Genomic DNA, 8,648 nt, shown 5'->3' with positions numbered 1-8,648 from the left:
CCCGGGGGGGCGCCGGCCGGGGCGGGCGGCGCCGGGTCAGGGCCCGTTCTGCGACCGGGCCCGGTAGGTGCGCTTCTTGGCGAGGGCGCCGCAGGTCCTCATCGAGCACCAGCGGCGGGCGCCCGCGCGGGAGGTGTCGACGAACGGTACGCCGCACGCGGGGTTCCCGCAGATGCGGACGCGGGTGCGGTGTTCCGAGCGGCAGAGCTCGATCAGGTCCCGCGCGACCATGGAGAGCACCGCGGCGATGCCGTCCCCGTGCCAGCGCACGGTGGCCGCGTCGGCCGAGAGCTCGGGCACGGAAGTGGGTTCGGCGGCCGCGGCGTTGATCAGCGCGACGTCCTCGCGGGCGGGCGGGACCGCCTCCGCCAGGGCCCGGCCCGTGCGCTGGATCGCCTCGCGCAGCCGTCCGGCGTGCTCCAGGTCGGCTTCGGTGCAGGCCGGCGCCACCGTGGTGCAGCCGCTCTCCACGCTCCAGCGGCCCAGGTCCTCCGGCCGGGCCAGCCGTTCGAACGGGGTGTCGGTGCCGCGGTCGGCCAGGGTGCCGGCGAAGGCGAAGCACAGGCGCGCGTCGTCGAAGCGGAAGTCGGCCTTGGTGCGTTGGCGTCCTGTGCGTCGACCGCCCTTGTCGTCCATGTCCACCACTTTATGCGGTTGACATTGCGTCAGGCAACGGCCTAGCTTCCAAGTCCACCGCTTGAACCGGTGGACTTTGAACGTCTTCCGCCGCCTCACGAGGAGTCACAAGGAGGTCGCGTCCATGCGCGCCGCAGTCATCGAGGAACTCAACGAGCCGCTCGTCGTCCGCGACGTGCCCGACCCCGAATGCCCGCCGGACGGCGCGATCCTGCGCGTCGGCGCCAACGGGATCTGCCGCACCGACTGGGCCCTGTGGGCCGGGAACTTCTGGACGGGCGGGCCGAGCGTCGAGCCCCCGTTCGTCCTCGGCCACGAGTTCGCCGGCACCGTCGTGGAGGCCGGCCGGGACGTACGGCACTGGCGGGAGGGCGACCGCGTCATCTTCCCGATGAACCCCGGCGAGGGGTCGTGCGAGATGTGCCGCAGCGGCAACCAGCAGGTGTGCGAGCACGTGGACTCGCTCGTGCCCGGGGTCTCCTACTGGGGCGCCTTCGCGGAGTACGTCATGGTCCGCTTCGCCGACGTCAACCTGGTCCGGGTGCCGGAGTCCGTCGGCTTCGTGGACGTCGCCGCCCTCGCCTGCCGCTACATGACCGCCTTCCACGGCGTCGTCGACCAGGCGAAGGTCCGCGGCGGGGAATGGGTCGCGGTGTACGGCGCCGGCGGCGGCACCGGCCTGTCGACGGTGGAGATCGCCGCGGCGACGGGCGCCAACGTCATCGCGATCGACATCTCGGACGAGAAGCTCGCGGCCGCGCGGGCCCTGGGCGCGGTCCACACCGTCAACGCGGCGAAGGACGAGCCCACGCAGGCGGTGAAGACCGTCACCGGGGGCGGGGCGCACGTGTCGGTCGACGCCGTGGGGATCGCCGAGGCCTGCCGCAACTCCGTCCTGTCCCTGCGCACGCGGGGCCGCCACCTCCAACTCGGCCACACCACCGCCGCGGAGAAGGGGCACGTCGCGCTGCCGGTCGACGTCATGATGGTCAAGGAGCTGGAGTTCCTGAGCGCCTTCGGCATGCAGGGTCAGCGGTTCGGCACGATGCTGAACATGATCGCCGCCGGCCGCCTCCACCCCGGCCGGATCGTGACCCGCACCGTCGGCCTCCACGAGGCGGGCGGGGTGCTGGAGTCCCTGGAGGCGTACGGGCCGACCGGCGTGGTCGTCATCGACGAGTTCCAGGCCTGAGCCGCCCGCCCCGCGCCCGGAGCCGCGCCGCCCGCCCCGCGTCCCGAGCCGCGCCGCCCGCCCCGCGTCCCGAGCCGCGCCGCCCGGAGCGGCGGCGGGTCACGGTTCGGTGCGGGCTCCCGCGACGGTGCCGAGGTCGACCAGCTGCGCCTGGCCGTTGCCCACCGACCAGTTGTCGAGGGTGTTCTCGACGAGGGTGACGAAGACGTCCTCGGGCCGCACGCCCGCGTCGGCGAGGTTGGCCGCGATCCGGCGGTACAGGTCGAGCTTGAGCTCGCGGGGGCGGCCCGCCACCAGGGTGATCTGGACGCAGACGACGTCCCGGCGGGCCACGTCGAGGTAGGCCGGGTCGAAGAGCATCTCGTCGGGGGCGTGCGGGGTGACGATCTGGAAGCGGTCGCCGGCCGGGATGCCGACGGCGTCGACGAGGGCCCGGTGCACGCCGTCGGCGATCGCGCGGCGCACGGCGGGCGGTCGGGAGGCGGACAGGTCGATGCGGACCAGGGGCATGGGAACGCTCGCTTTCCGGGAGTCCGGCTACAGTGTTCGATGCCCGTCGACCATAGCAGTGATCGACGGCCGTCGAACACTCCGCAGAGGACCGGTCCCCATGTCCGCCCGCACCCGCAGCCTCACCCACACCCACCCGACCGAGGTGTCGCTCCAGGACGCGCTCGACGCCGTCGGCGACCCCGTACGGCGCGCCATCCTCAGGGAGTTGGCCGCCGCCCCCGACTGGACCCGCGCCTGCGGCACCTTCGACCTCCCGGTGAGCAAGGCGACGCGCAGCCACCACTTCACCGTGCTGCGCGGCGCCGGCCTCGTCGAGCAGCGCGACGAGGGAGCGCGCCGGCTCAACCGGCTGCGCCGCCCCGAGTTCGACCGCCGCTTCCCCGGCCTCCTCGACCTGGTCCTCGCGGAGCCCGGAACGGAACCCGGAAGGGAACCCGCGACGGAACCCGGAACGGAGCCCGCACCGGAGCCCGCGACGGAGCCCGCACCCGCCCGGGACGGGAGCCCCTGAAGCGGCATCAGAAGCGCTGATGCGCGGTGAAGCAGGCCTCGTTGGACGGGAGCGCGGCGCCGGCACCAGGATGGCCGGGTGACCGTCCCCTCCGCCATCGCCTCCTTCGCCGTCGTCGCCGGCATGCTGACCGTCATGCCCGGCCTCGACACCGCCCTGGTGCTGCGCTCCGCCATCACCCAGGGCCGCAGCCGGGCCTTCGCGACGGCGCTGGGCATCCTGTCCGGCGTGCTCGTGTGGGGCGTGGCCGCCGCCGTCGGGGCCGCGGCGGTGCTCACCGCCTCCCAGGTGCTGTACGACGCGCTGCGCCTGGCCGGGGCCGGGTACCTGGTCTGGCTGGGGATCGCCATGCTGCGCCGCACGCTCAGGGAACGCGGCCGGCGGGGGGCGTCGGGCGGGGCGTCGGGCGGCGCGGCGGACGGAGCGGGGGCCACGACCACGGGGGAGTCGTGGGCCCGCTCCTGGGCGCGCGGGCTGGGCACCAGCCTGCTGAACCCGAAGAACGGCGTCTTCTACATGGCGATGCTGCCGCAGTTCATCCCCGACGGCTCCTCGCACCTGCTGATGGGGGTCGTCCTGGCGGCCGTGCACGACCTGGAGGGGCTGGTCTGGTTCGGGGCGCTGATACTCGGCACCCAGCTCGCGCGCCGGTGGCTGGAGCGCGGCTCGGTGCGGCGGGCCATCGACGCGGTCACCGGCTCGGTGCTCGTCGGCTTCGGCGTCAAGGTGGCCCTCGGGGGCGAATGACCGCCGGGCGGGGAGGAGTCGGCAAGGCCCCCGCCCGGCCGGACCGGTTACTGGCCGGCCGTGTCGACCGCGTCCAGCACGTAGTCGATGTTGTCGATGGCGCTCTGCAGCAGCCCCCGGGCCGCCCGCTGCATCTCCAGCTGGAAGGCGATGCCGTCGACGTCGCCGGCCGCGCTCGCCGCGTACGTCCCGCCGAGCGCGCCCAGCATGACGTGCAGCCCCTCGGCGGCCTGCACGGCGGCGACCGGGAGCGGCCCGCTCTCCTCGAGCGGGGCGGAGACCCGCAGCGGGAGCATCGCCCGCTCGATCTGCCAGGCCGTGAAGGCCATCTGCATGATCATGTCGTCCCAGGCCTCGGCGGCCTTCATCTGCTCGCCGACCGCGGCGAACCGGTTCTCCTCGTCCAGCTCGACCCCGTCGGCGAACATCGCCTCCCGCTGCGCGAAGCCCAGCAGGGCGTTGACCAGCCGCACCCGGTAGATGTCGGGGTGGTTGTTGAGCGCCGCGAACTCGGCGTGCTCGGCCGGCGTGATCTCGTGGTCGAAATAGCCCAACGCGGTCAGCGCCGCGCCGATCTGTTCCACCGTCACCGGGCTGTGATCGTTTGTCATACCGGGCACGCTACCGGTCCCGGCCGGGGGTGGGGAGGGTCGTGCGGGCCCGGTGGACCCGGTCCGTCCGCCGCCGCGCTCCGCCTCCCCGCCGCCGGCGAGAACCGTGGCAGGGCTGTTGCACGCGGAGTGGCGCAGCTCACAGCCGTCCGGTGCGGGGCGTGATCCACTCGCCCGATGCGCCAGTCCGACCCGCCCCGCCGCCAGCTGACCGTCCGTCATCCCGCCGCGTCCGCCGTGGCCGCCGCCACCGCCGCCGTCCTGCTCGCGGGCTGCGGCTCCGTGGCGGCCACCGGCTCCGGCGCCGGCCCGGACGCCTCCGGCAGCCCCGCGCCGTGCGGCACCCCGACGCCGACGCCCAGCGCACCCGGCGCCGCGCAGCCGACCGCCCTCGCCCAGGGCGGGGTGCGGATCACCTCCGTCGGCCCCACCTGCTTCGCGTACGAGGCGACCAACCCGAACGCCGAACCGTACGACGTCACCGTGGTGTTCAGTCTCCGCTCGCCGGAGGGGGCCGCGCTGGACAACCTCACCCGGACCGTCGCCGGGATCGCCCCCGGCGCCACCGGGAAGGGGAGCGTCGACCTGACGGCCACCCCGCCGCCGCTCGGCGAGCCCGTCCACCCGCCCAGGGCCAGCCCGACGAAGCCCGGCGCCGGCTCGACGAAGCCCGGCGCCCGCCCGGTGAAGCCGGAGATCCTCCAGGTCCGCAGCGTGCCCACCGCCGAGGCCCCGAGCACCGGCGGCCCCTGCCCGCCCTCCGGCCTGCGGCTGTACGCCGACGAGGGCGACGCCGCCATGGGCCTGCGCGCGCTCGGCGTGCACCTGCGCAACTGCGGCACCGCCACCGTCACCCTCGACGGCTATCCCCAGGTGCAGCCGCTCGACGCCGACCACCGGCCCCTCGACGGGGTGCGCGTCCTGCGCGGCGGCGCCGAGATCGCCACCGGCACCGGCGCGGACGACCCGCCGCGGACGTTCGACCTGAAGCCGGGGGAGGGTGCCCGCAGCACCCTGGTCTGGCGCAACACCGTCGACGCCGTCGGCGAGCCGCAGCACGCCCCGTACGCCCGGGTGCGCGCCAACGCCGGCGCGGCCCCCGTCATGATCACCCCGGAGCTCGACCTCGGCACCACCGGCCGCCTCGGCGCCGGCGCCTGGGTCAAGGAGGACCCGAACGAGCCGACGCCGGCGCCCCGGGGGATCGAGCCGAGGTGAGCCCGAAAGGGGCCGGGGGATCTGAAGACGTGTGCTCCGCCCCGGGTGTGCGTAGGTGCGGTACGGACAGCGCTTCGCGGCTCAGGATCCCGCGACGCCGGTGAGCGCCCGCTCGACGGCCGTCCTGTCCAACTCGGCGCCGGCCCAGGCGACGTACCCGTCCGGGCGGATGAGGGCGGCGCGTACGTCGCTCCAGGAGGCGGGGGCCCCGCCGGGCGTGGCGGCGTGCACCCGGAGTCCGGGGCCTGCCGGGCCGGCGCCCGCGCCGGTGAGGTCGAGGAGGACGTGGGTGCCCTCCGTCAGGAGGGCGAAGAGGGTGGTGCCGCCGAGCGCGAGGTCGGGGGCGCGGGTGCCGGTGACCGGGTGGGCGGCCGGGTCGGTGGGCGGGTAGGCGACGGCGAGGCCGCTGACGCGTTCGGCGAGGTCCTTGTTCAACTGCGGGTTGACGCCGATCATTTCGCCGAGCAGGGCGCGCAGGTCCAGGCCCTGGGGCGAGAACGCGGTCATCAGGGCGACCTGGGCGCGGCTGGTGTCGGTCAGGTCGACGCCGACGGGACGGCGTTCGGCGTCGTACGTGTCCAGCAGGCCCTCGCCCGCCCGGCCGCCCAGCGTGGCGGCGAGCTTCCAGCCGAGGTTGTGGGCGTCCGCGATGCCGACGTTCATGCCGACCCCGCCGGCCGGGAAGTGCTGGTGGGCGGCGTCACCGGCGAGCAGGACGCGGCCGCGGCGGTACTCGTCGGCGAGGCGCGTGGCGTTGCCGTACCGGGAGAGCCAGAGCGCGTCGCGCATGCCGAAGTCGTGGCCGGCCATGGAGACGGTCTTGGCGCGCAGTTCGTCGAGGGTGAGGTCGCCGGGCCACTCGGTGGTGACGTCGTCCGGCGTGAGGCCCACCAGGCGGTGCAGTCCGCCGGGCATCGCGACCACGAGCAGGGTGCCCCGCGGGCCGAAGCAGCCGTAGCCGCCGCGCTCCGGCGGGTTGTCGAGGACGACGTCGCCGAGCCAGCCCAGGACGGTCGAGGGGGTGCCCGGGAAGCCGATCCCGGCCGCCGTGCGGACGGTGCTGCGGGCGCCGTCGCAGCCGACGAGGTACGCGGCCCCGATCCCGAACCTCCCTTCGGGCCCCTCGACGTCCACGGTCACCGACCCCGGCCCTTCGGTGAACCCGGCGACCCGGTGCCCGCGGAGGATCCGGGCGCCGAGTGCGAGCGCGTGCTCCTCGAGGAGCTCCTCGGTGCGGGCCTGGGGGATCGCCAGGGTGTAGGGGTACGGGCTCCGCAGCACCCGGAAGTCGAGCCGGGTGTCCAGCATGCCGAAGTGGCCGCCGGGGATCGGGACGCCCTCGGCGAGGAGCCTCCCGTGGACACCGCGCGAGGCGAGGATCTCGATGGTGCGGGGGTGGACGGTGAGCGCCCGGGAGCGGGTGTCGATCCCGGTGCGCTCCTCGACGACGGTGACCGGCACCCCGCCCAGGCGCAGCTCGGCGGCGAGCCACAACCCGACGGGACCTCCGCCGGCGACGACGACCCGCTGGTCGGTGTTCATCGTTCGTCCTCCTCGTTCTTGGTCACTGACCAAATGGCTGGAGCAGTCTTGGTCGCTGACCAAGGCTTGCGGGATCAGTAAACTAGGTCGGTGACCAAGAGGCAATCCCGAGACGAGCGCGGCCCGCGCCTGGACCCGCACACCGTGGTCCGTACGGCCCTGGAACTGCTGGACGAGAAGGGCCTGGAGGCCCTGTCCACCCGGGCCGTCGCCGACCGGCTCGGCGTGCGGATGAACACCGTGCTGTGGCACGTCAAGACCAAGACGCGGCTGCTGGAGCTGATGGCCGACGCGGTGCTCGGCGAGATCCCGCTCGACGGCCTGCCCGGGACCCCGGACGAGCGGGTACGGGAACTGGCCCGCCGCCTGCGCCGCGCCCTGCTCGCCCACCGCGACGGCGCGGCCCTCGTGGTCGGCACCTACGGCGCCGAGCCCCACACCCTGCGCTTCGCCGACGCACTGGTCGGTGCCCTCCTCGACAGCGGACGCGACGGACGCGAGGCGGCCTGGACCGCCTGGACGATCACCTACTTCGCCCTGGGGCTGGCCCAAGAGGAACAGGCGGCCTCCACCCAGGCCCTGCCCGGACGCCTCGCCCGAGCGGTCTCGCCGACCTCGCACCCCGCGCTGCACCGGGTCCGCGAGCACCTGGACGCGGACTCCTTCGGGGAGCGCTTCGAGTTCGGCCTCGCGGCGATCCTCACCCCGCCCGGTGCGGCCGGCGGGCCCGGCGCGTAGGCGCGGGCCAGGTGCGATCCGTCCGGCGGCCCCGTCCCACGGAGGCGGCAGGCGCGGGCGGGTGACCGGCCGTCAGCCGCAGTCCGGGTGGTACGGAAGGGCGGCGGGCAGCAGGCGGGACCAGTCCTCGCGGGGCAGCGGCGGGCGCAGCACGGCGCAGGCCCGGGCGGCGGCGGTGTCGGGGGACAGGCTCCACAGCGGGGCCGCGCCGTTGTCGCCGCCGACCAGGGCGCGCCCGTCGGGCAGGAAGGCGACGGAGTTCAGCGCCTGGCCCGGCCCGGTGAGGGTGGCCGGCGCGGCGGGGGAGCCCGGGTCCCACAGCCGCAGGGTGCCCTCCAGGCCGACGCCGGCCACGGTGCGCCCGTCCGGGGCGAAGGCGAGCGCCTGGGCGGCGTCCTCGCCCGCGACGTGCCCGACGGTGTCCTGCCGCTCGCCGGTGCGGGCGTCCCAGACGTGGACGACCCGGTCGTTGCCGGTGGTGGCCAGGCGCCGGCCGTCGGCGCTGACGGCGAGCCGCAGCACCAGGTCGTCGTGCCGGATGCCGCTCTGCCGGGCGGCGGCGGCCGGATCGGCCGCGTCCAGCAGGTGGACGTACTGCGAGTCGTGGGCGACGGCCACCACGGCGCCGTCGCCGAGGAAGGCCACCGCGTGGATGCGGTCCTTGTCGGGGTGCCAGCGCGGGCGCAGCGGCGTGCCGTCCGGCGCCCCGGTGAGCAGCCGTCCGTCCGCGGTGCCGACCGCCAGCAGCGTGCCGTCCGGGCTCAGGGCGACGGCGGTGGGCTCGATCCGGGCGCCGACGCCGGTGGCGGCCCGCAGCGCGCCGTCCCGGGCGTCGTGGACGCGCAGGGCGCCGTCCTCGTCGGCGCTCACCAGGGTGCGCCCGGCGCGGTCGAAGGCCAGCGCGGCGACGGGGTGCCCGGTGGGCGCGGTGGTGGCGAGC

At 75.5% G+C, this 8,648-nt stretch carries 9 protein-coding genes and 1 pseudogene; 5 read left to right on the top strand and 5 right to left on the bottom strand.

The window, feature by feature from the left end:
- Positions 1-36 precede the first annotated feature (36 nt).
- Positions 37-636: a CGNR zinc finger domain-containing protein gene (locus ABZW03_RS31860; protein ID WP_355265998.1), complete on the bottom strand. Its 600-nt coding sequence runs from the start codon at positions 634-636 to the stop codon at positions 37-39.
- Positions 637-760: 124 nt separating this feature from the next.
- On the opposite strand from ABZW03_RS31860, the gene ABZW03_RS31855 reads away from it, so the two are divergent.
- Positions 761-1,828: an alcohol dehydrogenase catalytic domain-containing protein gene (locus ABZW03_RS31855; protein ID WP_355265995.1), complete on the top strand. Its 1,068-nt coding sequence runs from the start codon at positions 761-763 to the stop codon at positions 1,826-1,828.
- Between the two features lie 99 nt (positions 1,829-1,927).
- On the opposite strand, the gene ABZW03_RS31850 is transcribed toward ABZW03_RS31855, so the two are convergent.
- Positions 1,928-2,338 (bottom strand): tautomerase family protein, encoded by a 411-nt coding sequence (locus ABZW03_RS31850; protein ID WP_355265992.1) that lies wholly within the window; start codon positions 2,336-2,338, stop codon positions 1,928-1,930.
- 100 nt (positions 2,339-2,438) lie between these two features.
- Here ABZW03_RS31850 and ABZW03_RS31845 point away from each other — a divergent pair, with 100 nt between their 5' ends.
- Both ABZW03_RS31845 and ABZW03_RS31840 read left to right on the top strand, forming a co-directional pair.
- Positions 2,439-2,852 carry a helix-turn-helix domain-containing protein gene (locus tag ABZW03_RS31845; RefSeq protein WP_355265989.1) on the top strand — a complete coding sequence of 138 codons (414 nt, stop codon included), beginning with the start codon at positions 2,439-2,441 and terminating at the stop codon, positions 2,850-2,852.
- A 78-nt stretch (positions 2,853-2,930) separates the two neighbouring features.
- Complete coding sequence (locus tag ABZW03_RS31840; RefSeq protein WP_355265986.1) at positions 2,931-3,599, top strand: LysE family translocator; 669 nt, start codon at positions 2,931-2,933, stop codon at positions 3,597-3,599.
- A 47-nt stretch (positions 3,600-3,646) separates the two neighbouring features.
- Here the strand turns inward: ABZW03_RS31840 and ABZW03_RS31835 are convergent, their stop codons facing one another.
- The gene (locus ABZW03_RS31835) at positions 3,647-4,210 is read right to left on the bottom strand and encodes a DUF6245 family protein (RefSeq protein WP_355265983.1); all 564 of its coding nucleotides are present in this window, start codon (positions 4,208-4,210) and stop codon (positions 3,647-3,649) included.
- 177 nt (positions 4,211-4,387) lie between these two features.
- Between ABZW03_RS31835 and ABZW03_RS31830 the strand changes: the two genes are divergently transcribed.
- On the top strand, positions 4,388-5,428 hold the full coding sequence (locus tag ABZW03_RS31830) for a DUF4232 domain-containing protein (RefSeq protein ID WP_355265980.1): 1,041 nt from the start codon (positions 4,388-4,390) through the stop codon (positions 5,426-5,428).
- 81 nt (positions 5,429-5,509) lie between these two features.
- Here ABZW03_RS31830 and ABZW03_RS31825 read toward each other — a convergent pair whose 3' ends face one another.
- Complete coding sequence (locus ABZW03_RS31825) at positions 5,510-6,970, bottom strand: FAD-dependent monooxygenase (RefSeq protein WP_355265977.1); 1,461 nt, start codon at positions 6,968-6,970, stop codon at positions 5,510-5,512.
- A 90-nt stretch (positions 6,971-7,060) separates the two neighbouring features.
- On the opposite strand from ABZW03_RS31825, the gene ABZW03_RS31820 reads away from it, so the two are divergent.
- Positions 7,061-7,708: a TetR/AcrR family transcriptional regulator C-terminal domain-containing protein gene (locus ABZW03_RS31820; RefSeq protein ID WP_355265974.1), complete on the top strand. Its 648-nt coding sequence runs from the start codon at positions 7,061-7,063 to the stop codon at positions 7,706-7,708.
- A gap of 72 nt (positions 7,709-7,780) precedes the next feature.
- Here ABZW03_RS31820 and ABZW03_RS31815 read toward each other — a convergent pair.
- Positions 7,781-8,648: pseudogene (locus ABZW03_RS31815) on the bottom strand (hypothetical protein); the annotation flags it as partial.

This window comes from Kitasatospora sp. NPDC004799, from assembly GCF_040609095.1.
Lineage (GTDB): Bacteria > Actinomycetota > Actinomycetes > Streptomycetales > Streptomycetaceae > Kitasatospora.
The sequence above is the reverse complement of the archived record's forward strand: the minus strand, read 5'-3'. Positions and strand labels throughout refer to the sequence as shown.